Here is a 25,303-nt window from a genome sequence, read left to right as displayed (position 1 = left end):
ACCGCGGCATGACACCCACCGGTCGTCACTTCCTCCAGATCCCGGGGCCCACCAACACGCCGGACCGGGTGCTGCGCGCCATGGCCGCCCCGACCATCGACCATCGCGGCCCGGAGTTCGCCGAGCTGGCCCTCGGCGTGATGGAGGGGCTCCAGCCGGTGTTCGGCACCAGCCAGCCGATCGTCATCTACCCGGCGTCGGGCACCGGCGCCTGGGAGGCCGCACTGGTCAACACGCTCAGCCCCGGCGACCGGGTGCTGTGCTTCGAGACCGGCCACTTCGCGACGCTGTGGCAGGAGATGGCGCGGCGGCTCGGCCTGGAGGTCGACTTCGTGCCCGGCGACTGGCGGCACGGCGTCGATCCGCAACAGCTGACCGAGAAGCTGGCGGCCGATACCGGGCACGAGATCAAGGCCGTCCAGGTCGTACACAACGAGACCTCGACCGGCGTGACCAGCCGGATCCCGGAGATCCGCGAGGCCATCGACCGGGCCGGGCATCCCGCGCTGCTGCTGGTGGACACCATCTCGTCGCTGGCGTCGATCGAGTACCGGCACGACGCCTGGGGCGTCGACGTCACGGTGGCCGGCTCGCAGAAGGGCCTCATGCTGCCGCCCGGCCTGAGCTTCAACGCGATCAGCCCGAAAGCCCTGCGGGCTTCGCAAACGGCCCGGCTGCGCCGGTCCTTCTGGGACTGGCAGCCGATCATCGAGGCGGGCCGGCGGGGGTTCTTCCCCTACACCCCGGCAACCAATCTTCTGTACGGGCTACGCGAGGCCCTGCGCATGCTGGACGAAGAGGGATTGCCCCAGGTTTACGCCCGGCACCGGCGCCACGCCGAGGCGACCCGGCTGGCCGTACGCGGCTGGGGCCTGGAGGTGCTCTGCGCCGACGAACGCGAACACTCCGCGTCGCTGACCGGCGTGCTGGTCCCGGCCGGCCACGACGCCGACAAGGTGCGGGCCGTCGTCCTGGACCGGTACAACATGTCGCTCGGCACCGGCCTCGGCAAGCTGGCCGGCCGGGTCTTCCGGATCGGCCACCTCGGCGACTTCAACGACCTGATGCTCGCCGGCACGCTCGCCGGGGTGCAGATGGGCCTGGTGGCGGCCGGCGTCCCGATCGATCCGACCGGCGTCAACGCCGCTCTGGAGAGGTTGCAAAGGTCATGACCAACTGCACCGAGCGGCACCCGGCCGCACCGGCCAGGAGCCTCGCAGGCGAGGGCCCGGCGGGCATGACAAGGCTGGCCCAGCCGTGAACGGTCTCGCCCACGACCTGGAGAAGGCGCTCGACGGTGAGGTCGGGTTCGACGCGTACACCCGGCACCTGTTCTCCCGCGACGCCAGCATGTACACGATCCGGCCGCTCGGCGTGGCCTTCCCCCAGCACGCCGGCGACGTGGCCGCCGCGATCAGCGTGGCCGGCTCGTACGGCGTACCGGTGGTCCCGCGCGGTGCCGGAACCAGCCTGGCCGGCCAGACCATCGGGCGCGGCCTGGTCCTCGACCTGTCCCGGCACATGCGGGACATCGTGGAGATCGACCCGGAGCGCCGGGTGGCGCGGGTGCAGCCGGGCGTCGTGCAGGACCAGCTGAACCGGGCGGCCGCGCCGCACGGCCTGATGTTCGGGCCGGACACGTCGACCAGCAACCGGGCCACCATCGGCGGGATGCTCGGCAACAACTCGGCCGGCAGCGGGTCGGTCCGGTACGGCATGACCATCGACCACGTCCGCGAGCTCGACGTGGTGCTCGCCGACGCGTCCACCGCCCGGTTCGCCCCGGTGGACGCCGGGGAACGGCGTCGCCGCGCGGAGGCGAAGACCCTCGAGGGTGAGATCTACCGGCGTCTGCCGGAGCTGCTGACCGACGAGATCGTCGCCGGCTTCCCGCCCTACTGGCGGCGGGCCTGCGGATACCGGCTCGACCGGCTGGCCGGCGACCCGTCGTTCAATCTGGCGCCGTTCGTCGTCGGTTCCGAGGGCACCCTGGTCACCGTCACCGAGGCGCTTGTCGGCCTGGTGCCGAAACCCGCGCGCACGGTGATCGCGGTCGGGCACTTCACCTCGACGCTCGGCGCGATCGAGGCGACCGGGGACGCGCTGAGCTGCGACCCGGCCGCCGTCGAGATGATGGACCGGACCATCCTCGACCTGTCCCGCCAGAAGATCGAGTACGCCGATCTCGGGCAGATCCTGGAGGGTGACCCGGAGGCGCTGCTGTTCGTGTCGTTCAGCGGCGACGACGAAGATGAGCTGATCGGGCGGCTCGACCGGCTGACCGCCCTGTGGACCAAGCACAAGCACGGCTACCACACCCTGCGCGCCGAGACCCCGCAACAGCAGGCCGGCCTGCTCAAGGTACGCAAGTCCAGTCTCGGCCTGCTGATGGCGGCCAGCACCGGCACCCTGCGCCCGCTCGCCTTCGTCGAGGACACCGCCGTCGACCCGAAGCACCTGGCCGAGTACACCCGGCGGTTCCAGCAGGTCCTCGACCGGCACGGCCTGCGGGCCGGCTTCTACGGGCACTGTTCGGTCGGCTGCCTGCACATCCGGCCGTTCGTCGACGTGCGCCGGCCGGAGCACGTCCGCGCGATGCGCGAGGTGGCCGTGGAGATCAAGGATCTGGTACGCGAGTACGGCGGCGTCAACTCCAGCGAGCACGGTGACGGGCTGGCCCGCAGCGAGTTCAACCGGGAGATCTTCGGCGACACCCTGTACGAGGCGATGCGTACCGTGAAGGAGATCTTCGACCCGGACAACCGGATGAATCCCGGCAAGATCGTCGACGCGCCGACGATGACCGCGAACCTGCGCGACGCCCTGCTCCCGCCGGCGCCGCCGCTGCGCACCCACCTGGACTTCGAGGTGGTCGGTGGGATGCGCGGCGCCGCCGACCGCTGCATGAACATCGGGTTGTGCCGCAAGGACTCGGCCGGCGTGATGTGCCCCTCCTACATGGCCACCTACCAGGAGGAACACGCCACCCGGGGCCGCGCCAACGCGCTCGTGAAGGCGCTGTCCGAACCGGACCCGGCGGCCGCGCTGGACGACGAACGGCTGCACGAGATCCTCGACCTGTGCCTGATGTGCAAGGCGTGCAAGAGCGAGTGCCCGCTCGGCGTGGACCTGGCGGCGCTCAAGGCGGAGACTCTGGCGCAGCGGCATGAGCGGCGCGGCGTACCGTTGCGGTCCCGGGTCTTCGGTGGCATCCGCCGGCTGAACCGCCTCGGCTCGGCCACCGCACCGCTCTCCAACCTGCCCGGCCGGATCCGGCCGGTGCGCCGGTTGCTGGAGCGCGGCCTCGGCATCGCCGCCGAGCGGCCGCTCCCGGTCTTCCACCGCGCCAACCTGGTCCGCTGGTTCCGCGGCCGCCCGGCGGCGGCCGGCGGCGACGAGGTGGTCCTGCTCGCCGACTCCTTCACCACCTACACCGAGCCGCGGATCGGCCGCGCCGCGGTGGAGTTGCTGACCGCCGCCGGCCGGCGGGTCCGTCTCGAGAGCGACGGGTGCTGCGGGCGGGCCAGCTACTCCAAGGGCCTGCTCGACGACGCCCGCCGGCAGGCGGGAGAGCTGGCGCGGCGGCTGGCCGGATCGTCGTCGCCGATCGTGGGATGTGAGCCGTCCTGCGTCCTCACGCTGCGCGACGAGCACCGCCGGCTGCTTCCCGACGACCCGCACGTGCGGGAGGTCTCCGGCCGGGTACGCCAGATCGAGGAACTGCTGCTCGAGGACCTGGACGCCGGCCGCCTGACGCTGAACCTCTCGTTCACCGGCCGGCGCATCGTCTACCACGGGCACTGCCATCAGAAGGCCGAGGTGGGCACCGCCGCGACCGTCGCGCTGCTGCGCCGCATCCCCGGCGCCGAGGTGGTCGAGCTGGACGCCGGCTGCTGCGGGATGGCCGGCTCGTTCGGTTTCGAGTCCGAGCACTACGAGGTGTCGATGGCGATCGGTGAGAGCCGCCTCTTCCCGGCCGTCCGGCAGGAACCGCCCGGGACGATCCTGGCCGCCACCGGCGTCTCGTGCCGCCAGCAGATCCGGCACGGCACCGACCGGGTCGCCTGGCATCCCCTCGAACTGATCCAGAAGGCGGTGGTCGATGTCGCACCGTGACCTCATCCGGCGGGAGTTCGCCCGGCAGGCCGGCACGTTCGAGGACGCGCGCCTCAACACCGCCTTCACCAGCCACCTGAACCGCCTGATCGACTTCGCCGGCCCGGCACCGGACGACGTATGCCTGGACGTAGCCTGCGGCACCGGACTGGTCGCCCGGGCCCTCGCCGCGCGGACCCGGCACGTGACCGCGCTCGACCTGACCCCGGAGATGCTCGCCACCGGCAAGGCCGGAGCGGACGCGGCCGGCGTGCTGAACGTGGTCTTCCAGGAGGGCGACGCCACCCGGCTGCCGTTCCTGGACGCCTCCTTCTCGCTCGTCGTCTCCCGGTTCTCGCTGCACCAGGTGAGCGAGCCGGAGAGGGTGACCGCCGAGATGGTCCGGGTGTGCCGGCCCGGTGGCCGCGTCGTGATCGCCGACCTGGTCCGCAACCCGGACGTGGCCGGCGACCCGGACCGCATCGAGCGGCTCCGCGACCCCTCCCACGGCACGATGCAGACCGTCGCGGCGATCGAAGCGATGCTCGGCTCCGTGACGGCATCGGAGTCCTTCGACGTGGAGCGACCGCTCCAGGTGTGGCTCGAACAGTCCCGCACCCCCGCCGACGTCGCCGCTCGGATCGAGGCCGAACTACGCGACGAACTGGCCGGCGGCACCCCGACCGGCATGCGCCCACTGCTCGTGGAGGGCGCCCTCTGGTTCACCCAGACCTGGGCGCACCTCACGGCCTCGACTTCGCCGCGAACCTCACCTTGACGACTTCAGCCAGTGCCGTGGCGCCGACACCGAACATCCCCAGGATTATCGAGGTTCGCACGGCGCCCGGGTTGTCGCCGATCTTTCCGGTGAGCAGGTATTGGCCGAGCAAGGGAAGGCCCGCACCGACAAGTCCGCTGACGACCGGAGCCAAGGTCTTTCGCACGTCTTGAATGACGACGGACACCAGATAAAAGCTGCACAGCAGACCCGATGCGGCGACGATCACCACGAACATGATTCTCTTGTACGTCTCCCAGAGTGCTCCACTTCCACCGAAGAGCAGGCCGACGCCGGCTGCCGTGCCTATGAGTGTCACCGTTGCCAGTGTTCGCAGCGCCAGGTCGGTCGTGAGTACACGGGCCGAGACGGCAACGAGCTCCTTGAAGTAACGCGGACCCAGGCGGACCTCGGTGGGCTTCACCTTCAGTCCCCGCAAGGCGTCCACTTCCAGGAGCAGTTCGTTGTCGGTGACGCCGTGCTTCGACAACCACTCCCGCTGCGGGATTCGCATCAGCATCTCGCCGGCCCGGTACGCCCGGTGCACGAATGTCGCCGATGCGAGCAGGAAGCCGAAGAAGATGACTAATTCCACAATTGAAACGGCTGAACCGGTCCCGGCTGCCCACCGATAACCGAACCAGAGAGAGGCGAGCACGAAGAAGTCGACGAGCGCCGCGGTGGATGTGGAGGCGCTCAGCCAGTACGGGATGGTCGAGATGGCGTCCGGGTACTCTCGACGAAGCTTGGCAAAGGTTGTCCCTGCGAAGCTGAAGCTCAGAATGCGTTCCCATGTCACGGCCCAGAGCGCCTCCAGGGAGCCTTCGTCCACGCCCTTGAGCCGCTGCGCTTCGACGAACCTGTGCCGCAAGATCGCAGGAGTCACCTTCTCGTCGAGTGCCGCCAGGCGATCCATCAGTTCGCGATCCCGGGAATCGAAGGTGAGCACGACGTCGGGCGCGGATCGAAAGGTGGCCCGTAGGAGCCGGGCACCGACACCGCCCGCATCGCCGAACGCCGGCTTGCCGAACGCCTGGCGACCGATCCACTCGTCTACCGCTTTCCGCTTTCTCGCGTATCCAACAATTTCCACCACAGCGAGGAGAGCGGCGAATATGGCGACGTCGAACCACCACCCGTCGACTTCCTCACGAGCGGGGATGCTGACGATCCACATGCTTGCGACGAGAATGAGCGCAACCAAGACCGGCCGCAGCTTCAGGTAGAACCCGATGGCCTTCCTGATCTTGTCGGTAAGCCGGGTCGACATGGGAATCTCGGTGAGTACGCCCAGGTTGACGTCCGTTGCCGGCGACCCGCCCGCGAAGGGAACCTCCGGAGGCGTCGGCAAGTCCCTCATGATGCTCACCTCCGGGCGAGGGCTCGGCCGCTGCGTCTTGACTACGACGTAACACCTCGAGGTCCGGGCCCGGCAATGGACGCGGGTGTCGTCTATCCGCCTCGCTCACCGTTCATCGTGGGTGCGGTGTTCGCCCCGGCGCGGACCGCGTCGCGGTCCGCGCCGGAGTGGCGCTCTGTTTCCCGGCGGTCGCCGCTGGGCCGCGAGGGAAAGCCGGCTCGCGCTGGGAGAGCGGGGACGGCGTCGTTTCGGCGGGACGGCCGGTCACGCGTACCTCTGACGGGGTGCGCCTACGCCGCGCCCTTAGTGACCAGCGGTTTCAAGGCCGCGCCGACCTGGGCGACGACGCCGGGGCGGTAGCCGGTGCGGGGCAGGTTGATGCAGATGCCGTCGATGCCGGCCGCCAGGACCCTCTCCTGCAATTGCTCGGCCACCTGGTCCGGGGTGCCGAGGAAGGCCCGGTTGCGGCGGTCCTCGGGGATCGAGTCGGCCAGTTCCTTCGCCTCCGCCTCGGTCTCGCCGACCATGCCCATGGCCAGGAAGCTGGTCTCGAGGGTGGCCGGGTCGCGGCCGATCTCCTCGCACCGCTGCCGCAGGACGGCGACCTTGTGGGGCAGGTCGGCCGCGTCGCAGATGATGTTCATGTGGTCGGCGAAGCGAGCCGCCAGCCGGAACGTCTTCTGCTCGCCGCTGCCGCCGAGCATGATCGGGATGGTCGGGCGCAGGCGCGGGTTGTTGATGGCGCCGCGGGCGGTGTACCACTTGCCCTCGAAGGTGGGCTGCTCGCCGCGCAGCATCGGCGCGATGATGGTCAGTGCCTCGTCCAGGCGCTCGAAGCGCTGCCCGAACGTGCCGAACTCGAAGCCGTAGTCGTGGTGCTCGCGCTCGAACCAGCCGGCACCGATGCCGAGGACGGCCCGGCCCTTGGAGACCACGTCGAGGGTGGTCACGGTCTTGGCCAGCAGGGCGGGATTCCGGTACGTGTTACCGGTGACCAGCGTGGACAGCTGGATCGTGGAGGTGGCCGAGGCGAGCGCGCCGAGTGTCGTGTACGCCTCCAGCATCGCGTTCTCCGGCGCGCCGATGCCCGGCAGTTGGTAGAAGTGGTCCATCACCAGGACGGTGTCGAAGCCGGCGGTCTCGGCCTCGCGGGCCTGCGTGGCGACCGTGTCGAAAAGCCTCTCGACCGGCACGCCGGGGTGGGTGAAGTTCGGGATCTGGTAACCGAGCCGGATGCTCACGTTGACTCCACGATGTAAGAGGGCTATCACTTGCTAATGTAAGAGCCTACTTACATGGAGGCAAGCGTGCCGGCGAAAAGGAGCTATCACCACGGCGAACTTCGCGCCGCGCTGATCCAGGCGAGTTTCGACCTGCTCGCCGAGTCGGGGCTGCAACGCTTCTCGGTGGCCGCGGTCGCCCGCCGGCTCGCGGTGAGCACGGCCGCGCCGTACCGGCACTTCCCGGACCGCGCCCACCTGCTCGGCGCGGTCTCCACCACCGCGGCCCACGATCTGCGTGCCGCGATCGCCGAGGCCGCCGGCGCGGCAGGCGAAAACCCGGCTGAGCGGCTGGCCGCGGTGGCCGGCGCCTACGTGCGGTACGTGACCCGCACCGGCGCCGGCTTCCACGTCATCTTCGCCGCCGAGCTGTACCAGCTGCACGACGAGGCCCGCCGGGAGCAGACCAGCGCGCTGATGACGACGCTGATCGACCTGGCCACCGCGGCCGGCCGCGCTTACCGGGAGGCGGTTCCGCTGGTGGAGGCGACGATCGCCATCGGGCACGGCTACGCGTCGCTGTACGCGGACGGCTTCTTCGCCCGCAAGGACGCCACCGTCGACGAGATCGCCAACCGAGCGGTGGACGCCGCCCGGACCCTGATCAGTGACTGGCCTCGGCCAGGTGCGCCTGCCGGGCGCCGGCCGGCCTGAGGCTCCGCTCCACGATCAGGCCGGCCACCGCCAGGATGACCAGGGCGTTTACCGCGTGCAGGCCGAAGACGAGTGAGCCGGCCGTAGTGCCGTCGCCGATCCCGGCGGCGAGCACGGCGATCAGCACCTGGACCGACACCAGGCCGGCGACCAGGGCCGCCAACCCGATCAGCCGTCCCGGGATCCGGGCCGGCACGGCCACAATGATCATCGCGATCGGCAGCAGGAAGCTCACGTACCCGAGCAGGTGGTGCGGCCGGTAGGAGTCGGCGCTGAAGGCGCCCGCCGCGGCGAAGAAGAACTCCGCCACGATGACCAGGAGCAGCAGGACCGCCAATCCGGTGAAGACCTTACGCATGCGCGGAACTCCTTCGTCAGGTGTACGTCTACCCACCCGACGAGACAGGCGCCACGAATGTGAGGTGAGCCTTGACGGAAGATCCCGGCGCGGTGTCTCGTCGGACCGGTGAGCACAACGCACGAGGTCGCCGGCGAGCGGCGTCAGCTGATCCACCTGGCGTACCGGCTTCTCGGATCGCTTTCCGAGGCGGAGGACGCGGCGCAGGAGGCCTACACCCGCTGGTACGCGCTGCCCGAGCGGCAACGGCACGCGGTGGACAATCCCGCGGCCTGGCTGACCAGGGTGGCGAGCCGGATCTGCCTGGACCAGCTCCGTTCGGCCCGGGTCCGGCGGGAGCGGTACGCGGGACCCTGGCTTCCGGAGCCGTTGCCCGCACCGGATCCGGCCGACCGGGTCACCCTCGACGACTCGATCTCCATGGCGTTCCTCGTGGTCCTGGAGTCGATGACCCCGGCCGAGCGCGTCGCGGTCGTCCTGCACGACGTGTTCGACTATCCGTTCGCCGAGATCGCGGAGATCGTCGGCCGTACTCCGGCGGCGTGCCGCCAGCTGGCCACCTCCGGCCGGCGCCGGGTCAGCGCCGCGCGGTCCATCCCGGTGCCGGCCGGACGGCAGGCCGGCGTGGTCCGGGAGTTCCGGCTGGCCTGGGAGGCCGCGGACATCGGCACCCTGATCGGCCTGCTCGATCCGGCCGTCACGGTCACCGCGGACGGCGGCGGCCGGGTGAGCACCCTGCCCCGACCGTTGCGGGGAACGGCGGAGGTGGCCCGCTACGGGGCTGCCATCGTCGGGAACACGGCCGGTCTCACGATCTTGGAGCGTACGGTGAACGGCAGGCCCGGCCTGGTGACCCAGCGCGACGGCGTCATCGAGACGGTGCTCGCGTTCGACCTCGCCGGCGACCGGATCCGCAGCATCTGGATCGTCCGCAACCCGGAGAAACTCCACGCGTGGATTGCCCACAGTCATGGATAGGTGTCTATTGAGGACATGACCGCTCTCAGCAGACGTGGCCTTCTCGCCGGCGTGGCCGGCACCACCGTGCTCGGTCCCGCGGCGACCCGGGCCGCGGCCGCCGGGCTCCGGAGAACCGGGCTCGACCAGGGCACCAACTTCGCCGTACGCCTCTCGCCGGACGGCCGCCGGATCGCGATGGACCTGGCCGGCGTGCTCTGGGTGCTGCCCGCCGCCGGTGGGCCGGCCCGCCGGCTGACCGGTGACCTGTTCGACGTCGCCCAGCCCGACTGGGCACCGGACGGCGGCACGATCGCCTTCCAGTCGTACCGGACCGGCACCTTCGACCTGTGGCTGATCCGCCCGGACGGCTCCGGCCTGCGGCGGCTCACCTCCGGGCCGTACGACCACCGTGAGCCCCGTTTCGCGCCCGACGGGCGCCGCCTCGCCTTCTCCGCGGACCTCTCCGGCAGCTACGGCGTCCACCTGCTCGACCTGGCGTCCGGGCGGATCACCGCGGTCGCCGACAGCACCGCCGAGGAGTACGAGCCGGCCTGGTCCCCGGACGGCCGGCGGATCGCGTTCGTGGTCGCCAACACGCGCGTCGACGTCGTCGAGGTGGCCACCGGTGCCCGCAGCACCGCGGTGACCGTCCCGGCCGGGCAGATCATCCGCGGTCCCGCGTTCACCCCGGACGGCTCGGGCATCGTCTACCAGCTCACCGCGGAGGGGCGTGCCGAGCTCCGGCTGGACGGCGCTCCCGTGGTCACCGGCGAGGAGGTGTTCCCGTTCCGGGTCTCCTGGCGGTCGCCGCGCGAGATCGTCTACACCGCCGACGGCGGCATCCGGCGGCGCACGCTGGGCTCCGCCGGGCCGGCCGACCGGATCGGCTTCGCCGCCCCGGTCACTCTCACCAGACCGCGCTATCGCAAACGGCGCAGAGACTTCGATTCGCGTACGCCCAAACCGGTCCTCGGCATCGGCAGCCCGGTCCTGTCACCGGACGGCGCATCGATCGCGTTCCGGGCGCTCAACGACGTCTGGACCATGCGGATCGGCAGCCCGCCCCGCCCGCTGACCCGGGACCACTGGTGGAAGAGTGACCCCGCGTGGTCGCCGGACGGCCGCTACCTGTCGTACTCCACCGACCGCGGCGGCAAGCTGGACATCTGGCTGCGCGACCTGTCCACCGGCGCCGAGCGGCAGCTGACCGCGCTGCCCAACGCGGCGGCGGTCTCCGGCAGCTGGTCGGCGGACAGTTCCCACCTGGCGTTCCTGGACCAGACCGGCGCGCTCTACACCGTCGAGGTGGCCACCGGCGCGGTCCGGCAGCTGTACGCGGCCACCTTCGAACCCGGCCGGCCCAGTTGGTCGGCCGACGGGCGGACCATCGCGCTCGCCGCCGTCGTGCCGTACTCGGCCCGGTTCCGGGAAGGACTCAGCAAGATCCTGCTGGTCGACGTGGCCACCGGCGCCGGCCGGTACGTCGACCCGCTGCCGCACAAGTCGATCCAGACCCGCGGCGACGACGGCCCGGTCTGGTCGCCGGACGGCCGGAAACTGGCGTTCGTGCTGGCCAGCGTGCTGTGGGTGGTGGACGTCAACCCGGACGGCACTTATGCGGGCACACCACGGCAGATCACCCACGAGGTGACCGACGCGCCCAGCTGGAGCGGTGACTCCCGGACGCTGCTCTACCTGCACAACGGGGTGCTGCGGACGGTGTCCGTGGACGGTGGGCGGCCGCGGACCGTACCGATGAGATTGACCTGGGCGAACGCCGCGCCGCGCGGCCGGACCGTGATCCACGCCGGACGGATGTGGGACGGCGTGCGCCGGGATCTGGCCCGCGACGTGGACATCGTGGTCGAGGGGCACCGGATCACCGCGGTGGAGCCGCACCGGCCGGGACGCGACGGCCGCCTGGTCGACGCCCGGGACGCGGTGGTCATCCCGGGACTCATCGACATGCACCATCACCGGGAGATGCAGGGGTACGCGTACGGGGCCCGGCAGGGGCGGCTGTGGCTGTCGCTCGGCGTCACCACGACCCGCTCCCCCGGCAGCCCGGCGTACCACATGGTGGAGGAACGGGAGTCGGTCCAGTCCGGAGCGCGGATCGGGCCCCGCTACTTCGCCACCGGTGAGGCGGTCGACGGCTCCCGGATCTTCTACAACTTCATGCGCCCCACCTATGATCCGCGGCAGGTGGCCCTGGAGCTGGAACGCGCCGGGGCGCTCGACTACGACCTGATGAAGGCGTACGTCCGGTTGTCGCCGGAACGGCAGCGGCAGGTGATCCAGTGGGCGCACCGGCACCGCGTCCACGCCACCTCGCACTACCACTACCCGGCGTTCGCGTTCGGCGGCGACGGCCAGGAGCACGTCGGGGCGACCAGCCGGTTCGGCTACTCACGGACGGTCACCGCGATCGGCAACGTCTACTCCGACGTGGACGACATCTTCCTGACCACCCGCGCCGCCCGCACGCCCACGCTGTTCCTGTCGACCACGCTGCTGCGCGAGGATGACAGCCTGCTCCTCGACGAACGCGTGCGGACCCTCTATCCGAGCTGGGAGTACGCGAACCTGCAGACCATCGCGGCGACCGCCCGGACCACCGACCAGACGGTGACCCGGCAGAACCTGGCCCGGCAGGTCGCCCACCTGATCCGGCTGTACCGCGGCGGCGGCCAGGTGATCACCGGCACCGACTCACCGATCTCACCGAACGCGGTCAGCACCCACCTCAATCTGCGCGCCATGGTCGCCTACGGGATGACCCCGTACGAGGCGCTGAGCACGGCGACCCGGCTGCCCGGCGAATTCCTGGAGGAGCCGCTCGGCCGGATCGCCCCCGGTCACTACGCCGACCTGACGCTGCTCGGCGGCGATCCGCTCGCCGACATCAAGCAGGCGGCCAACGTACGCCAGGTGATGGCCGCCGGTGTCCTGCACACCGTGCCGGACCTGCTGGAACCGTTCGCCACGGCCGCGGTGGTGCGCAGCGCGGCCCGGACATCGCCGGCGGCCGCACGTCCGGAGACCGAGCGCTACTGGTGGCACGACCCGCACTACATCGAGGAGAGCCGGCACGCCTGCTGCGACCACTGATCACGGCCGGTGGCGGTCGACTCCTACCCTGACCGCGTGGATCTGCGAACCGCAGCGATCGCCGTCACCGGGTTCTTCGGGTTCGGGCTGCTCGTACTCGTACCGGTGCTGTTGCTGCTGGCCGCGAGCAGCGGCCGGGAGCGACGCTGGGTGGCCCGCAACCGGGTCTCGCCGTGCGCCGCGCTGCGGCCCGGTGTCTCGCTGCCCAAGTACTTCGCCGTCTACGGGCACACCGTGCCGGGGCGCGCCGGCCTGGTGGTCGCGCCGCTCTCCGGTGCGGAGGGTGTCTGGTTCCGCACGATGGTGTACCGGGCGGACGGCAACGGCGACACCACTCGCCTGTCGGTGCTGTGGGAGCAGTCCGGCGGCGATCCGTTCGGGGTGGCCGACGACTCCGGTGTGGCGGCGGTCTCGGCCGACATCCTCCAGGGCCGGGTGTACTCCGGCCATCTGTCGGTCTGGGCCCAGACGCGGCACGCGGTGGGCTCCTCCGGACCGTCACCGGCCGAGCGACCCGTCCACGAGACGACCGCGCGGTGGCGGGACCCCGGACCGTGGCTGCGGCACGTGATCGACCGCGGGCTGATCGCCGAGCGGTCGATCAAGGGCGCCGACCGGGTCGGGGTGGTCGAGGAGTTCGTGCCGTCGCGCGTACCGATGCATCTGATCGGTAAGCCGGCGCCCCTGGCTGATGGAACGGTCGGGCTCACCCTGCCACGCACCGGGCCCTATCTGGTGTGCAGCCGGCCGCCGGCCGAGACCGAGCAGGCGCTGCGCGGCGACGGCAGGTCCGGCCTCGGCTGCGCGTTCTGGGCCGCGGTCGTCGGCGCGGTGTGCCTCGCCGCCTGCCTGGCGATCGCCTACTCGTTCGCCGCCTGATCAGCCGGGGGGCACGGCCCGCACTGTTCGCGCCCTTCTCGCAGGAGGAGCTCGACGCCGTCGAGGAGGCGCTCGAGGCCGAACCGGAACGACCGGTCCGGGTCACCGACCGCGTTGTACTCCTGGCCGGCCGCGGTGCCGACCCGGCCGCCCAGCGGGTACGCGCCCGGCGGCATCACCCGTTCCAGGATCGGCGCGTTGGCCTCCCACCACTGAAGGTCGGATATCCCGGACCGCTCGGTGGTGCTGCGCACGGCGACCGAGAAGCGCGCGGACCCGCCGGTGAAGCTGCTGATCACCGTGACCACCTGATCCATCTCGAGGTCGGTGAATCCGGCGCCCTCGAGCGCGGCCAGCTGCCACTCGTACCGGTCGCAGCCGTGCGGGCCTATCCACGGCCGGCTGCTCTCGATCTGGAGCAGCCACGGATGCCGGTGGAACTCGTCCCACATGTGCCGGGCCACCCCGGCCAGGCGCTGCCGGAGAGTTCCCTCGTGCGGCGGGTGCGGGATCTCCCCGGTGACCTCGTCGACCATGAGGCCGATCAGTTCGGAGCGCCCCGGAACGTACGTGTAGACGGACATCAGCTTGAGCCCGAGCCGGTCGGCCACCTTGCGCATGGAGAACGCCGGCAGCCCCTCCTCGTCGGCCACCGCGATGCCGGCCCGGATCACCTCGTCGACGCTGACCCGCTGTTTCGGTCCACGCCTACCCTGCGGCGTTCCCAGCTTGCGCCGCCACAGCAGCTCGAGCGTGCGGTCGATGTCCTGTCTTTCCATGTGCGGATATTACCCCGTGGGGTGTACGGTGTTTGGCGCAACGTTTTTCCGTGACCCATACGGAGTTAGGAGCCGCAGTGAACACCCTGGTAGCTGAGGGACTGCGCAAGAGGTACGGCGACCTGCACGCCCTCGACGGGTTCGACCTGCACATCCCGCCCGGCGTCATTCACGGACTGCTCGGTCCCAACGGCGCCGGCAAGACCACCGTGGTCAAGGCCCTGACCACGCTGATCGACGTCGACGGCGGCACCGCCACCGTCGCCGGTTTCGACGTCCGCACGCAGTCCGCTCAGGTTCGCCGGCGCATCGGCCTGATCGGGCAGAACGCCGCCGTCGACGAGGTGCTCGGCGGCCGGCAGAACCTGGTCATGTTCGGCCGGCTCTACGGCCTCGGCAAGGCCGCCGCCCGGGAGCGCGCCGACGAACTGCTGGATACCTTCGGCCTCACCGACGCCGCGGACCGAGCGGTCTCCACCTACAGCGGCGGCATGCGCCGCCGCCTGGACATCGCCGCCGGCCTGATCCTCACCCCGGCGGTACTCTTCCTCGACGAGCCGACCACCGGCCTCGACCCGCGCGCCCGCAACGAGGTCTGGGCCACCGTCCGGGAGACCGCGGCGCGCGGCACCACGGTCCTGCTCACCACGCAGTACCTCGACGAGGCCGACCAGCTGGCCTCGGAGATCTCCGTGATGAACCACGGCAAGATCATCGCGAACGGTACGCCCGAAGCACTCAAACGCCAGGTCGGCGGTGACCGCGTGACCGTGACGATCGGCCAGCGCGACGACCTGCACCACGTCGCCGGACGCCTCGCCGAAGCGGTCGGCGAACCCGCGGTCACCGACGACGACACCCGCGGCGTCACGTTCGAGCTGCCCGCCGGGGTCACCGCCGTCTCCGGCGTCGTCCGGGCCCTGGACGACCTCGGGGTCACCCCCGAGGACCTGCTGCTCCGCCGCCCCACCTTGGACGAGGTCTTCCTCACTCTGACCGAAAAGGAGCCCGCCCGATGACGACCCTGCGCGCCGGCTGGATCATCACCCAGCGAGAGCTCGCCCACTGGGTACGCGAACCGTGGGGCCCGATCTTCAACCTGCTCTTCTCGGTGATGCTGCTGCTGGTCTTCGGTTTCCTGTTCGGCGGCGCGATCGACATCCCGGGCGGTGGCGACTACATCACCTTCCTGCTGCCCGGCATGATGGCGCTCAGCATGATGTTCGGCGTCGAGTCCACGGCCACCGCGATGGCCAACGACGCGCGCAAGGGCATCACCGACCGGTTCCGGTCCATGCCGATCGGCAGTGGCTCGGTGGCGCTCGGCCGGGTCGGCGCCGACATGACGAACTCCGCGGTCGAACTGCTCGTGCTGATCGTCGGCGGGCTGCTGATCGGGTGGCGGATCACCTCGGATCCGGGTTCGGCCGTGCTCGCCGTACTCCTGCTGTTGCTCCTGCGGTTCGCCGTTCTCTGGATCGGCATCTTCCTCGGCCTCACCTTCCGCGGTGAGGGCGCGACCACGGCCGTACAGGTGCTGGTCTGGCCGATCGGCTTCCTGTCCACCGCGATCGTGTCCGCCGAGACGATGCCGGCCTGGCTCGGCGCCCTCGCCGCCTGGAACCCGCTGTCGGCCACCGCGACCGCGGCCCGGCAGCTGTTCGGCAACCCGACCGGCATCACCGAGGGTGTCCTGGCCGACCATGCGGTGCTGCTGGCCATCGGCTGGCCGTTGCTGCTGGTCGCGGTCTTCGCCCCGCTGTCGGCGCGCGCCTACCGGCGGCTCCGCGGCTGAGAGCCGGAGGCCCGCGGACCGGCTCGGTCCGCGGGCCTCGTCTCAGTTCGTCAGACGGCGTTGCAGATCTCGGTCATCTCGTCGCGGGCGACGACCTTGACGCGCTTGCGGCCGTGCGGCTCGCCGAGCGCGATCTCGTGGCTGTCCAGCCTCTGCCAGCCCGCCCAGGTGGTGACCTGGAGGCCACGCTGCGACAGGTAGGTGATCACCTCGGCCGGGTCCCGCTCAGCGGCGGCCGGCAGCGACTCGGCGTCCGCCATCAGGCTGGTGACGGTCTCGCCGGAGCAGCCCTTGGTGTGGCCGATCAGCCCGACCGGGCCGCGCTTGATCCAGCCGGCCACGTACATGCCGGGGATGTGCTCGCCGTCGAGGTCGAGGATCCGGCCGGCGTCGTGCGGGATGGTGCCGGTCCTGGTGTCGAACGGCAGGTCGGGCAGGGCGGTGCTGAGGTAGCCGACGGCGCGGTAGACGGCCTGCACGGGCCAGTCGGTGAACTCGCCGGTGCCGCGTACCCAGCCGTCGCCGGTCAGCTCCTGCGTCTCGGTACGCAGGCCGACCACCTTGCCGTCCTCGCCGAGCACCTCGACCGGCGCCTGCAGGAAGTACAGGTGCAGGCGGCGCGGCCGGTCCCGCTCGTCACGGACGGCCCAGTTCTGCAGGATGTCGACGCACATCTTGACGTGCCGGGTCTTGCGCATCGCCTCGAGGCTGCCCTCGTCGAACTCGATGCCCTCCGGGTGCACGATCACCTCGACGTTCGGCGAGTGGTCGAGTTCGCGCAGCTCCTGCGGGGTGAACTTGACCTGCGCCGGGCCACGCCGGGAGAACACGTGCACGTCGGTCACCGGGCTCTGCTTGAGCGCCTGGTAGACGTTGTCCGGGATCTCGGTGACCAGCAGCTCGTCGGCGGTCTTGGCGAGGATCCGGGCGACGTCGACGGCCACGTTGCCGGCGCCGATGACGGCGACCTCCCGGGCCTCCAGCGGCCAGTCGCGCGACACGTCGGGGTGCCCGTTGTACCAGGAGGCGAAGTCGGCGGCACCGTAGCTGCCCTGCAGGTCGATGCCGGGAATGTCCAGGGCCCGGTCCTTCTCGGCGCCGGTGGCGATGATCGTCGCGTCGTAGAAGCGGTTCAGCTCCTCGGGCTTGACGTCCACGCCGTACGCCACGTTGCCGATGAACCGGATCCGCGGGTTGTCCAGGATCCGGAACAGCGCGGTGACGATCTCCTTGATCCGCGGGTGGTCCGGTGCCACGCCGTAGCGGATCAGCCCGTACGGGGTGGGGAGTTTGTCGTAGATGTCGACCGTGGCAGTTTCTGAGGCTTTGATGAGGTGATCGGCGGCGTAGATGCCGGCCGGGCCGGCTCCGATGACGGCAACCCGAAGGGGGCGGTCCATGGTGCTTCCCTCACTCGCGCTAAGAGTCCGGCCGGAGCCAAGATCTTCGACAGGTCGCCTGCGACAGTAGAACCTCAACCCATGTTGAGATCAATGCGGCGGCGGCCAATGCGGCGTTCGTCACCGTCAACCACGCGGGCATACAAGTGAGAGGTCAGTCCGTACAAGTCAGGGACGGAATTCCCGGATCACCGTCGTGCCGGTGCCGGCATGGACGGCCGGGTCGCTCGCGACCCGGTCGATCTCGACGAAGCCGGCCTTGGCCGCCACCGCGGCCGACCCCGGGTTGGCGGCGTCGTGCTGGATCACCACCCGTTCGATGCCCGGCAGCGTCAGCGCGACCCGGGTCAGCACCCGGACGGCGGCGGTCATAAAACCACGCCCGGCCCACGGTGTGCGAATCCAGTAGCCGATCTCCAGGGCGCCCGCGCCGGCCCGCGTCATCAGGCCGATCGAGCCGATCAGGTCGCCGACCGTGGTGAAGATGGCGTAGTTGAACTCGACGCCCTTCGCCCAGCTCTCCGCCGACATCTTGATGTAGGTGGTGGCCGCGTCGACGTCATAGCCGTCGGTCGCCCAGGGCAGGAACGGCTTGAGCTCGGGCAGCGACTCGCGGACGGCGGCCGCGCCCTCCTCGGCCCACTCCGGCTCCCAGCGCTTGAGGACGAGCTCACCGGCGTTGATCATCTCGGGCGGTTCCATGCCGGGTAGCTTGCTGGGCGAACCCCTCCCGAGGCAAACCGGATTTCGAGGACCCACATGCTCGTCGCCACCATCTTTCTCGTCGCGCTCTGCCTGCGCCCGGCCCTCACCACGGTCGGGCCGCTGCTGCCGCAGATCAGCGCCGACGAGCACCTCGGCGAGGTCGCCCAGGGTCTGCTCGGTGCCCTGCCCCTGCTCGCGTTCGCCCTGATCTCGCCTCAGGTGCACCGGGTCTCCGGCCGCTTCGGCGCGGAACGGGCGGTGCTCGGCGCGCTGCTCCTGCTGGCCGCCGGCGGTGTGGTCCGCTCGTACACCGGCGATCCCGGCCTGTGGCTCGGCACCCTCGTGATCGGAAGCGCCATCGCGGTCGGCAACGTGCTGGTCCCGGCCATCGTCCGACGCGACTACGCCGCGAACGTCTCCCGGGCCACCGGCGCCTACACCGCCTTCATCACGATCGGCGCCGCGGTCGCGTCAGCCGTCGCGGTGCCGATCGCCGACGCCGTCGACTGGCGGCTGTCGCTGGCCGTCTGGTCTCTGCTCGCCCTCCTCGTCGCCGCCTTCTGGGCGCCCCGCGCCCGGGTCCCGGCCGCCCGGCACGCCGAGGCGGCAGCCGGTCCCGGCGAGACGGTCAGCGTCTGGCGGCAACGCCGGGCCTGGCTGATCACCGCGTTCATGGGCCTGCAGTCCACCTGCTTCTACGTCCTGATCACCTGGCTGCCGACCATCGAGATCGCGAACGGCGTCTCGGAACGCACCGCCGGCCTGCACCTGTTCGCCTTCCAGGGCTTGGGCATCGCCGGCGGCCTGGCCATCCCGTTCCTGCTGCGGCACCCGCACCGGCGGGCCGCGGGCGCGGTCACCGCCAGCGTCCCGACCGTGCTCGCGGTGCTCGGCCTGCTGGCCGCCCCGCAACTCGCCGTGCTCTGGGTGGTCATCGCCGGCCTCGGCCAAGGCGCCGCCCTGGTCACCGCGCTCACCCTGATCAGCCTCGGTGGACACAACCAGGCCGAGACCACCCGGCTGTCCGGGATGGCCCAGTCCCTCGGCTACCTGTTCGCCGCCGCCGGCCCGATCGCCGCCGGTTTCCTCGCCGAGCGGACTGGCGCCTGGCAGGCCACTCTCATCATGCTGGTGGTCATCGGACTGCTCCAGATCGCGGCCGGCGCGGCCGCGGCCCGCGACACCACGCTCGTTCGATCGGGGGCACTGTGAAAATCCACCACCTCAACTGCGGCACCATGCGCCCGCCGCTCACTCCCCGCCTGGTCTGCCACGTCCTGCTGGTGGAGACCGGCGACGGACTGCTCCTGGTCGACTCCGGCTTCGGCCTGCGCGACGCCGCCCGGCCCGCCCACCGGATCGGCGCCGCCCGGTTCCTGCTCCGCCCCGCCCTCGACCACGCCGAAACCGCGATCCGCCAGGTCGAACGCCTCGGCCACGCCGCCGAGGACGTCCGCGACATCGTGCTCACCCACTTCGACGGCGACCACACCGGCGGCATCGCCGACTTCCCCTGGGCCCGCATCCACCTGACCGCCGACGAAGCCGGCGCCGCCCGGCATCCGCAAACCCGCAACGAGCGCTACCGCTACCTGCCCGCCCAGCGCGAACACGACCCCCAGCTGGTCGAGCACCATCCCGAGCGGGGCACCGGCTGGCGGGGCTTCCCGGCCGCCACCGAGATCAAGCCGGGCATCGTGCTGATCGGCCTGCCCGGCCACACCCGCGGCCATGCCGCGGTCGCCGTCGACGCCGGCGACCGCCGGATCCTGCACGCGGGCGACGCCTTCTACCACCGCGGCCAGATCGACGGCAGCCGCGCACCGCGCATCCTGCCGCTGATGGAGCGGCTCATCGCGCACGACCGCGACCTGGTGCGGGCCAACCATGAACGCTTGCGGCAGCTGTGGGCCGCGGCCGACCCGAGCCTGACCATCATCAATGCGCACGACCCCGGGCTTTTCGAGCAAAACCGTTAGGGGTACGCGTTTCCGGCCATGCCCCCAAGCGGTGATCTTGCTTGGCCCACGCTCAATGCTGTCTCGACGGCCGCCAGACAGCACCCACGTTGGGCCGGATACGACCCCCCGCTAGTCTCGGCGGGTGAACTACGCGCGGCGGACCACCCGCACGGCTCTTCTGACTCGGGTCCGGTCGGTCAGCGCGGTCACCGCGCACATGCGCGAGATCGAGCTCGCCGGGCCGGAGATCTCGCGGCTGCGCGTCCGGCCCGGCGCGCACCTGGTCGTCCGCGTACCGGCCGGGGACGGGCACGCCCGCCGGGTGTACTCGATCTGGCGGCACAGCCCGCGGGACGCCGCCCTGACGATCCGGGTTCTCGAGCACGCGGCGGGCGGTCCCGGGTGTGCCTGGGCCCGTACCGTCGCCGCCGGGGACCGGATCACGGTCGAACCGCCCCGCAGCAAGATCACGCTCGATGAGACGGCCGGGTTTCACCTCTTCATCGGTGATGAGACGGCTGCCGTACCCCTGCTGGCGATGCGCGCCGCGCTTCCGAGCACGGCCCGGGTGGCCGGGGTTTTCGAAGCGGCCGGGGCCGGCGACGAGGTGCCGGGCGCCGAGGGCGCGCCGCCGCTTCCCTGGGTGCACCGCGGCACCGCACCGGCCGTCGCCTCCCGGGTCCTGCTGCGCGCGGTGCGGGAGCTGGAACTTCCGGCCGGGTCCGGCGCCGCCTACCTGGCGGGTGAGAGCGACACCTGCCGGCTGATCCAGCGTCACCTGGTGGAACAGCGCGGCTGGTCCCGGCGGGCCGTCCACCTTCAGCCGCAGTGGACCCCCGGCCGGCCCGGCTTCGGCGCCGGCCAGTCCTGACGTTCGCCGGGGAGATCTCGGTGTGGAACGATCTTCGACACCATCAAGGGGAGGACCACACGTGATCCAGGCTGTGATCGTGGACGTCGATGACACTCTGTGCCTGACCGAGGCGGCGTCGTTCGACCTGGAGAACGAGGTTCTCGCCCGGATGGGCCGGCCGCCGATGTCCCGCGCCGTGCACCTGGCGACCTGGGGTGAGGTGCTGCTGGACGCAATGCCGCACCGCTCGCCCGGCCTGGACCTGGACCGGTTCGCCGAGCTGTTCCCGGTGGCACACCAGGAGTACCTGGCCGACGGCCGGCTGGACGTGATCCCCCCGGAGAACCTGGACGCGCTGGACAAACTGGTCGCCGCCGGCCGTACCGTGCTGCTGCTGACCTCGCGCGCGCAGGAGGAGATCGAGCACATGCTGGCGCCGGACCACGTGCTCGCCGGGCGGGTGACCGCCGCCTACCACCAGGGCAACACCCGGTTCCGCAAACCGGATCCGCGGGCCTTCGACGAACTGCTGGCCGAGACCGGCCTCACCCCGGACCGGTGCGTCTACGTGGGAGATTCGCCCGGCGACGCGGTCGCGGCCGCCGGGGCGGGTATCCGGTTCATCGCCTGCCTGCAGAGCGGCGTGCGCCGCCTCACCGACTTCGACCCCCGCCACGTGACCGCGTCGATCGAGGCCTTTCCCGATCTCGCGCAGGCGGTCGACCAGCTTTAACCCTTTCATCGGTACGCGTGACCGGCTGTCCCGCCGAAGCCGAGGCGTCCCCGCCGTACCGCGCGATCAATTGCCTGGTCCCGGCCGCACCGCGACCGCCGGGACCGGGTAGCCGGTAGCGCGAGCGGCCGCCGTTTCCCGGCGGTCGCGGTGGGGCCGCGGGCAGCGGCCCGATCGCGTCCGACAGCTGGGGACGTGCCGGCTTCGGCGGGACAGCCGGCTACCCGTACTTCAAATGGGTTTGAAAAATCGGACGAGGGTTGTCAGGTTTCGCGATCAGCATCGGGTTCATGACGACGCAACCATTGATCGGCAAGGTGGCCCTGGTGGCCGGGGCGACGCGCGGCGCGGGGCGGCAGATCGCGGTCCAGCTCGGCGCGGCCGGCGCCACGGTGTACGCCACCGGCCGCAGCACCCGCGCCAACCGCTCGGCGATGAACCGCCCGGAGACCATCGAGGAGACCGCCGAACTCGTCACCGCGGCCGGCGGCACCGGCATCGGCGTGGCCGTCGACCACCTCGACCACGAGCAGGTCGCCGCCCTGGTCCGCCGCATCGACGCCGAGCAGGGCCGCCTCGACGTGCTGGTCAACGACGTGTGGGGCGGTGACCCGCTGACCACCTGGCACAAGCCGGTCTGGGAGCAGCCTCTGGAGCCGGGTTTCCGGTTGCTGCGCCAGGCCATCGACACGCACATCATCACCAGCCACTACGCGCTTGCGCTGCTGATCCGTTCGCCCGGCGGCCTGGTGCTGGAGATCGGTGACGGCACCACCGCCTACAACTCGGTCAACTACCGGCTGTCCGCCTTCTACGACCTGGCCAAGTGGTCGGTGAACCGGCTGGCGTTCGCCTGGTCGAAGGAGCTGGCCGAGCACGGCGCCACCGCGGTCGCGCTGACGCCCGGCTGGCTGCGTTCGGAGATGATGCTGGAGATCTACGGCGTCACCGAGGAGAACTGGCGGGACGCCTGCGCGAAGGAGCCGCACTTCGCGATCTCCGAGACCCCGGCGTACGTGGGGCGCGCGGTCGCCGCTCTCGCGGCGGACGAGGACCGGGCCCGCTGGAACGGCAAGTCCGTCTCCAGCGGCGAGCTGGCCCGGGTGTACGGCTTCACCGACCTCGACGGCAGCCAACCGGATGCCTGGCGTTACCTGGTCGAGGTGCAGGACCCGGGTAAGCCGGCCGACGTGACCGGCTACCGGTAGAGGTCGTGCAGGCGCCGCGCGGCGTCGGCGAGCCGCTCGCGTAGTGCGGGCGGCTCCAGCACTTCGGCCTCCGGGCCCAGCCGGGTGACGTACGTGTAGGCGACGTCGATCGATTCGACCGGCATCCGGGTCCGGACCCATCCGTCCGGGTCCGGATCGCCGGCCGCTTCGAGCGCCTCCCGCACGGCCGGTGGCTCGGCGACGTAGCGCAGCATGCGCACGCCGTGCGGGCTGAGCCGGATGGTGATCGTGTCGCGCAGCATCCGCCGCACGAACTCCGCGGCCCGCTCCGCCCAGAACGACGGCAGGTCGAACTCCGGGTCCCGTTCGAAGGTGTCGCCGGCCGGCTCGAGCGAGGTGATCCGGTCGACCCGGTAGGAGCGCAGGTCGTCGCCGATCCTGCCGACCAGGTACCAGACGCCGTTCTTGAGGACCAGCCCGTACGGTTCGACGGTCCGGGTCACCTCGTCGTGCCGCCGGTAACGCATGGTGAGGACACGGTCCTGCCACACCGCCCGGGCGAGTTCGGCGAGGTGCTCGGGCGGGTCGGTGTCGGCGAACCAGCCCGGCGCGTCGAGGTGGAAGCGCTGCCCGGCCCGCTCCGAGGCGTCCCGCAGTCCGGGTGGCAGGGCGGCGAGGACCTTGCGCCGTACCGCCCGGACCGGCTCGTCCAGGCCCATGTCCCGGGCCGGCCCCGGCAGCCCGGCCAGGAACAACGCCTCGGCCTCGGTACGGCTCAGCCCGGTCAGCCGGGTCCGGTAGCCGCCGACCAGACGGTAACCGCCGGCCCGGCCCTGCTCGGCGTAGACCGGGACGCCGGCCGCGGACAGCGCGAGCACGTCGCGGTAGACGGTCCGCTCGGAGACCTCGAGCTCGGTGGCGAGTTCGGCGGCGGTCATCATGCCGCGCGACTGCAGCAGCAGAATCAGATTGATCAACCGGGCGGCGCGCACGGAAAGGATTGTCTGCCTACCGACCACCGGCGCACGTGTCGGGTTGCGTGACGCCGGACGGATGGGTACAGATGCGTGGTGAAGATTGTCGTGCGCACGGCGGCTTCGGCCACGCTGGCGCTCATCCTGGCCGCATGCTCCGCCGGCGAAGCCGAACCCGCCGCCGACCCGCCGGCCGGGACCGTTCCCCCGTCCTCCGGCACCGCCGACGTGGCACCGCTGGCCGCCACGGCCGTACGCGCACTCCCCGGCACCGGCGAGACGCCCTTCGACCAGGATCGGCGGTTGCAGGCGCCGCCCGGCTGGACGGTCACCGTCTGGGCCCGTGTGCCCAGCGCCCGGCTGCTGGCCTGGACGCCGGACCGCCGGCTGCTGGTGTCCCGGCCCAAGGCGGGCGACATCATCGAACTGACCCCGGGCCAGGGCGACACCGCGCCGGCCCAGCGCACCCTGGTCAGCGGGCTGAACCAGCCGCACGGGCTGGCGTTCCGCGGCGACACGCTCTATGTGGCCGAGAGTGACCAGGTGGACGCCTTCACGTACCGGGACGGTGCCCTGTCGCAGAAGCGGGTCGTGGTCGACGGGCTGCCCGATGCGAAGAGCCCGGAGCTGCGCGGCGCCTACTCGCACGCGCTGAAGAGCGTGGCCGTCGGCAAGGACGGCGAGCTCTACGTCTCGATCGGCTCGACCGGCAACGTGTCCGCCGAGGACCGCGACGCCACCCCGGAGCGGGCGTCCGTCCTGCGGGTGCCGGCCGGTGGCGGCGAGCCGGCGGTCTTCGCGCGCGGCGTCCGCAACGGCACCGGCCTCGCGGTCGACCCCGCCGGAGCGGTGTGGACGGCGGTCAACCACCGGGACAACGTCGAGTACCCGCACGACCGGGACTACGACGGCGACGGCGATTCCGACCAGGACCGGGTCCTCCAGGAGTACGTGAACGACCACCCGTTCGAGCAGCTCGCGCGGCTGGTGCAGGGACGCGACCTGGGCTGGCCGTACTGCAACCCGGACCCCGACCTGCCGGACGGCAAGATGAGCTACACCGGGCGCCCGTACGTCCGGGACATCAGGCTGAACCCGGACGGCTCGAAACTGGACTGCGCGGCCCTCCCGCCGACCGAGCAGGGCATGGGCGCGCACTCGGCGCCGCTCGGCCTGAGTTTCGCCACCTCGCCCGGGCTGGCCGGCGGATACGGGCCGGGCGCCCTGGTCGGCGTCCACGGCTCGTGGAACCGCAAGCCGCCGCGCGCCCCGGAGGTGTCGTTCTTCGCCTGGCGCGACGGCACGCTGGGACCGCAGCAGACGCTGCTGACCGGCTTCCAGAACGAGGACGGCTCGCGCTGGGGCCGGCCGGTGATGGCCGTCCAGGGCCCCGACCGCGCACTGTACGTAAGCGACGACCACGCCGGCGCCGTCTACCGCGTCACCGCACCCTAGAGGG

General features: G+C 71.3%; 22 protein-coding genes. 15 read left to right on the top strand and 7 right to left on the bottom strand.

Annotated elements, in window-relative coordinates; genetic code table 11:
• Window positions 1–8: 8 nt before the first annotated feature.
• The 3 genes from I4J89_RS23415 (at window position 9) to I4J89_RS23405 (ending at window position 4,873) form a co-directional block, all read left to right on the top strand.
• Window positions 9–1,172 carry a pyridoxal-phosphate-dependent aminotransferase family protein gene (locus I4J89_RS23415; protein WP_196416189.1) on the top strand — a complete coding sequence of 388 codons (1,164 nt, stop codon included), beginning with the start codon at window positions 9–11 and terminating at the stop codon, window positions 1,170–1,172.
• Between the two features lie 85 nt (window positions 1,173–1,257).
• Entirely contained in the window at window positions 1,258–4,116 is a 2,859-nt protein-coding gene (locus tag I4J89_RS51275; protein WP_309238442.1) for an FAD-binding and (Fe-S)-binding domain-containing protein, read from the top strand.
• Entirely contained in the window at window positions 4,103–4,873 is a 771-nt protein-coding gene (locus I4J89_RS23405; protein ID WP_196416188.1) for a class I SAM-dependent methyltransferase, read from the top strand. Before I4J89_RS51275 ends, I4J89_RS23405 begins: the two co-directional genes overlap by 14 nt.
• Here the strand turns inward: I4J89_RS23405 and I4J89_RS23400 are convergent.
• Both I4J89_RS23400 and I4J89_RS23395 read right to left on the bottom strand, forming a co-directional pair.
• Entirely contained in the window at window positions 4,839–6,233 is a 1,395-nt protein-coding gene (locus I4J89_RS23400) for a hypothetical protein (protein ID WP_196416187.1), read from the bottom strand. The two genes, I4J89_RS23405 and I4J89_RS23400, sit on opposite strands and share 35 nt — an antisense overlap.
• Before the next feature lie 290 nt (window positions 6,234–6,523).
• On the bottom strand, window positions 6,524–7,474 hold the full coding sequence (locus tag I4J89_RS23395; protein WP_196416186.1) for an LLM class F420-dependent oxidoreductase: 951 nt from the start codon (window positions 7,472–7,474) through the stop codon (window positions 6,524–6,526).
• A gap of 66 nt (window positions 7,475–7,540) precedes the next feature.
• On the opposite strand from I4J89_RS23395, the gene I4J89_RS23390 reads away from it, so the two are divergent.
• Window positions 7,541–8,167 (top strand): TetR/AcrR family transcriptional regulator, encoded by a 627-nt coding sequence (locus I4J89_RS23390; RefSeq protein WP_196416185.1) that lies wholly within the window; start codon window positions 7,541–7,543, stop codon window positions 8,165–8,167.
• On the opposite strand, the gene I4J89_RS23385 is transcribed toward I4J89_RS23390, so the two are convergent.
• Window positions 8,118–8,525 (bottom strand): DUF6220 domain-containing protein, encoded by a 408-nt coding sequence (locus I4J89_RS23385; protein WP_196416184.1) that lies wholly within the window; start codon window positions 8,523–8,525, stop codon window positions 8,118–8,120. The two genes, I4J89_RS23390 and I4J89_RS23385, sit on opposite strands and share 50 nt — an antisense overlap.
• A gap of 108 nt (window positions 8,526–8,633) precedes the next feature.
• Here I4J89_RS23385 and sigJ point away from each other — a divergent pair, with 108 nt between their 5' ends.
• From sigJ to I4J89_RS23370, 3 genes are read left to right on the top strand one after another with little or no spacing between them, the layout of a single operon-like run.
• Window positions 8,634–9,503 (top strand): RNA polymerase sigma factor SigJ, encoded by an 870-nt coding sequence (gene sigJ, locus I4J89_RS23380; RefSeq protein WP_309238441.1) that lies wholly within the window; start codon window positions 8,634–8,636, stop codon window positions 9,501–9,503.
• A 15-nt stretch (window positions 9,504–9,518) separates the two neighbouring features.
• Window positions 9,519–12,596, top strand: coding sequence for an amidohydrolase family protein (locus I4J89_RS23375; protein WP_196416183.1), 3,078 nt, complete (start codon window positions 9,519–9,521; stop codon window positions 12,594–12,596).
• 36 nt (window positions 12,597–12,632) lie between these two features.
• Window positions 12,633–13,475, top strand: a complete 843-nt coding sequence (locus I4J89_RS23370) for a hypothetical protein (RefSeq protein WP_196416182.1) — start codon at window positions 12,633–12,635, stop codon at window positions 13,473–13,475.
• Here I4J89_RS23370 and I4J89_RS23365 read toward each other — a convergent pair.
• Window positions 13,457–14,254 carry a TetR/AcrR family transcriptional regulator gene (locus tag I4J89_RS23365; RefSeq protein WP_196416181.1) on the bottom strand — a complete coding sequence of 266 codons (798 nt, stop codon included), beginning with the start codon at window positions 14,252–14,254 and terminating at the stop codon, window positions 13,457–13,459. The two genes, I4J89_RS23370 and I4J89_RS23365, sit on opposite strands and share 19 nt — an antisense overlap.
• A 77-nt stretch (window positions 14,255–14,331) precedes the next feature.
• On the opposite strand from I4J89_RS23365, the gene I4J89_RS23360 reads away from it, so the two are divergent.
• Together I4J89_RS23360 and I4J89_RS23355 are read left to right on the top strand one after the other, a co-directional pair.
• Window positions 14,332–15,273: an ATP-binding cassette domain-containing protein gene (locus I4J89_RS23360; protein ID WP_309238440.1), complete on the top strand. Its 942-nt coding sequence runs from the start codon at window positions 14,332–14,334 to the stop codon at window positions 15,271–15,273.
• A complete protein-coding gene (locus I4J89_RS23355; protein WP_196416180.1) occupies window positions 15,270–16,049 on the top strand; it encodes an ABC transporter permease in 780 nt (259 codons plus the stop codon). The genes I4J89_RS23360 and I4J89_RS23355 overlap by 4 nt, the downstream gene beginning before the upstream one ends.
• Before the next feature lie 50 nt (window positions 16,050–16,099).
• Here the strand turns inward: I4J89_RS23355 and I4J89_RS23350 are convergent, their stop codons facing one another.
• Window positions 16,100–17,449 (bottom strand): FAD-dependent oxidoreductase, encoded by a 1,350-nt coding sequence (locus tag I4J89_RS23350; protein WP_196416179.1) that lies wholly within the window; start codon window positions 17,447–17,449, stop codon window positions 16,100–16,102.
• 168 nt (window positions 17,450–17,617) lie between these two features.
• A complete protein-coding gene (locus I4J89_RS23345) occupies window positions 17,618–18,151 on the bottom strand; it encodes a GNAT family N-acetyltransferase (protein WP_196416178.1) in 534 nt (177 codons plus the stop codon).
• A 57-nt stretch (window positions 18,152–18,208) separates the two neighbouring features.
• Here I4J89_RS23345 and I4J89_RS23340 point away from each other — a divergent pair, with 57 nt between their 5' ends.
• The 5 genes from I4J89_RS23340 to I4J89_RS23320 all read left to right on the top strand — a co-directional run bounded on the left by I4J89_RS23340 (window position 18,209) and on the right by I4J89_RS23320 (window position 22,909).
• Window positions 18,209–19,366 carry an MFS transporter gene (locus I4J89_RS23340; RefSeq protein ID WP_196416177.1) on the top strand — a complete coding sequence of 386 codons (1,158 nt, stop codon included), beginning with the start codon at window positions 18,209–18,211 and terminating at the stop codon, window positions 19,364–19,366.
• Entirely contained in the window at window positions 19,363–20,133 is a 771-nt protein-coding gene (locus I4J89_RS23335) for an MBL fold metallo-hydrolase (RefSeq protein ID WP_196416176.1), read from the top strand. Before I4J89_RS23340 ends, I4J89_RS23335 begins: the two co-directional genes overlap by 4 nt.
• Window positions 20,134–20,257: 124 nt before the next feature.
• Window positions 20,258–20,986 carry a siderophore-interacting protein gene (locus I4J89_RS23330; RefSeq protein WP_196416175.1) on the top strand — a complete coding sequence of 243 codons (729 nt, stop codon included), beginning with the start codon at window positions 20,258–20,260 and terminating at the stop codon, window positions 20,984–20,986.
• Window positions 20,987–21,047: 61 nt separating this feature from the next.
• On the top strand, window positions 21,048–21,701 hold the full coding sequence (locus I4J89_RS23325) for an HAD family hydrolase (protein ID WP_309238439.1): 654 nt from the start codon (window positions 21,048–21,050) through the stop codon (window positions 21,699–21,701).
• 290 nt (window positions 21,702–21,991) lie between these two features.
• Complete coding sequence (locus tag I4J89_RS23320; protein WP_196416174.1) at window positions 21,992–22,909, top strand: SDR family oxidoreductase; 918 nt, start codon at window positions 21,992–21,994, stop codon at window positions 22,907–22,909.
• Here the strand turns inward: I4J89_RS23320 and I4J89_RS23315 are convergent.
• Entirely contained in the window at window positions 22,900–23,862 is a 963-nt protein-coding gene (locus I4J89_RS23315; protein WP_196416173.1) for a helix-turn-helix transcriptional regulator, read from the bottom strand. The two genes, I4J89_RS23320 and I4J89_RS23315, sit on opposite strands and share 10 nt — an antisense overlap.
• Window positions 23,863–23,940: 78 nt before the next feature.
• Here I4J89_RS23315 and I4J89_RS23310 point away from each other — a divergent pair, with 78 nt between their 5' ends.
• On the top strand, window positions 23,941–25,299 hold the full coding sequence (locus tag I4J89_RS23310; protein ID WP_196416172.1) for a PQQ-dependent sugar dehydrogenase: 1,359 nt from the start codon (window positions 23,941–23,943) through the stop codon (window positions 25,297–25,299).
• Window positions 25,300–25,303: the final 4 nt, after the last annotated feature.

This window comes from Actinoplanes aureus (assembly GCF_015704865.1).
GTDB classification, from domain to species: Bacteria; Actinomycetota; Actinomycetes; order Mycobacteriales; family Micromonosporaceae; genus Actinoplanes; species Actinoplanes aureus.
This window is presented reverse-complemented; position numbering and strand designations above follow the sequence as displayed.

What these genes read in the sequence shown, in the direction of transcription:
- I4J89_RS23355 (WP_196416180.1), top strand. Translation starts at nt 15,270, where the DNA reads ATGACGACCCTGCGCGCCGGCTGGATCATCACCCAGCGAGAGCTCGCC.
- I4J89_RS23350 (WP_196416179.1), bottom strand. Translation starts at nt 17,449, where the DNA reads ATGGACCGCCCCCTTCGGGTTGCCGTCATCGGAGCCGGCCCGGCCGGC.
- I4J89_RS23405 (WP_196416188.1), top strand. Translation starts at nt 4,103, where the DNA reads ATGTCGCACCGTGACCTCATCCGGCGGGAGTTCGCCCGGCAGGCCGGC.
- I4J89_RS23375 (WP_196416183.1), top strand. Translation starts at nt 9,519, where the DNA reads ATGACCGCTCTCAGCAGACGTGGCCTTCTCGCCGGCGTGGCCGGCACC.
- I4J89_RS23365 (WP_196416181.1), bottom strand. Translation starts at nt 14,254, where the DNA reads ATGGAAAGACAGGACATCGACCGCACGCTCGAGCTGCTGTGGCGGCGC.
- I4J89_RS23320 (WP_196416174.1), top strand. Translation starts at nt 21,992, where the DNA reads ATGACGACGCAACCATTGATCGGCAAGGTGGCCCTGGTGGCCGGGGCG.
- I4J89_RS23415 (WP_196416189.1), top strand. Translation starts at nt 9, where the DNA reads ATGACACCCACCGGTCGTCACTTCCTCCAGATCCCGGGGCCCACCAAC.
- I4J89_RS23340 (WP_196416177.1), top strand. Translation starts at nt 18,209, where the DNA reads ATGCTCGTCGCCACCATCTTTCTCGTCGCGCTCTGCCTGCGCCCGGCC.
- I4J89_RS23345 (WP_196416178.1), bottom strand. Translation starts at nt 18,151, where the DNA reads ATGGAACCGCCCGAGATGATCAACGCCGGTGAGCTCGTCCTCAAGCGC.
- I4J89_RS23400 (WP_196416187.1), bottom strand. Translation starts at nt 6,233, where the DNA reads ATGAGGGACTTGCCGACGCCTCCGGAGGTTCCCTTCGCGGGCGGGTCG.
- I4J89_RS23385 (WP_196416184.1), bottom strand. Translation starts at nt 8,525, where the DNA reads ATGCGTAAGGTCTTCACCGGATTGGCGGTCCTGCTGCTCCTGGTCATC.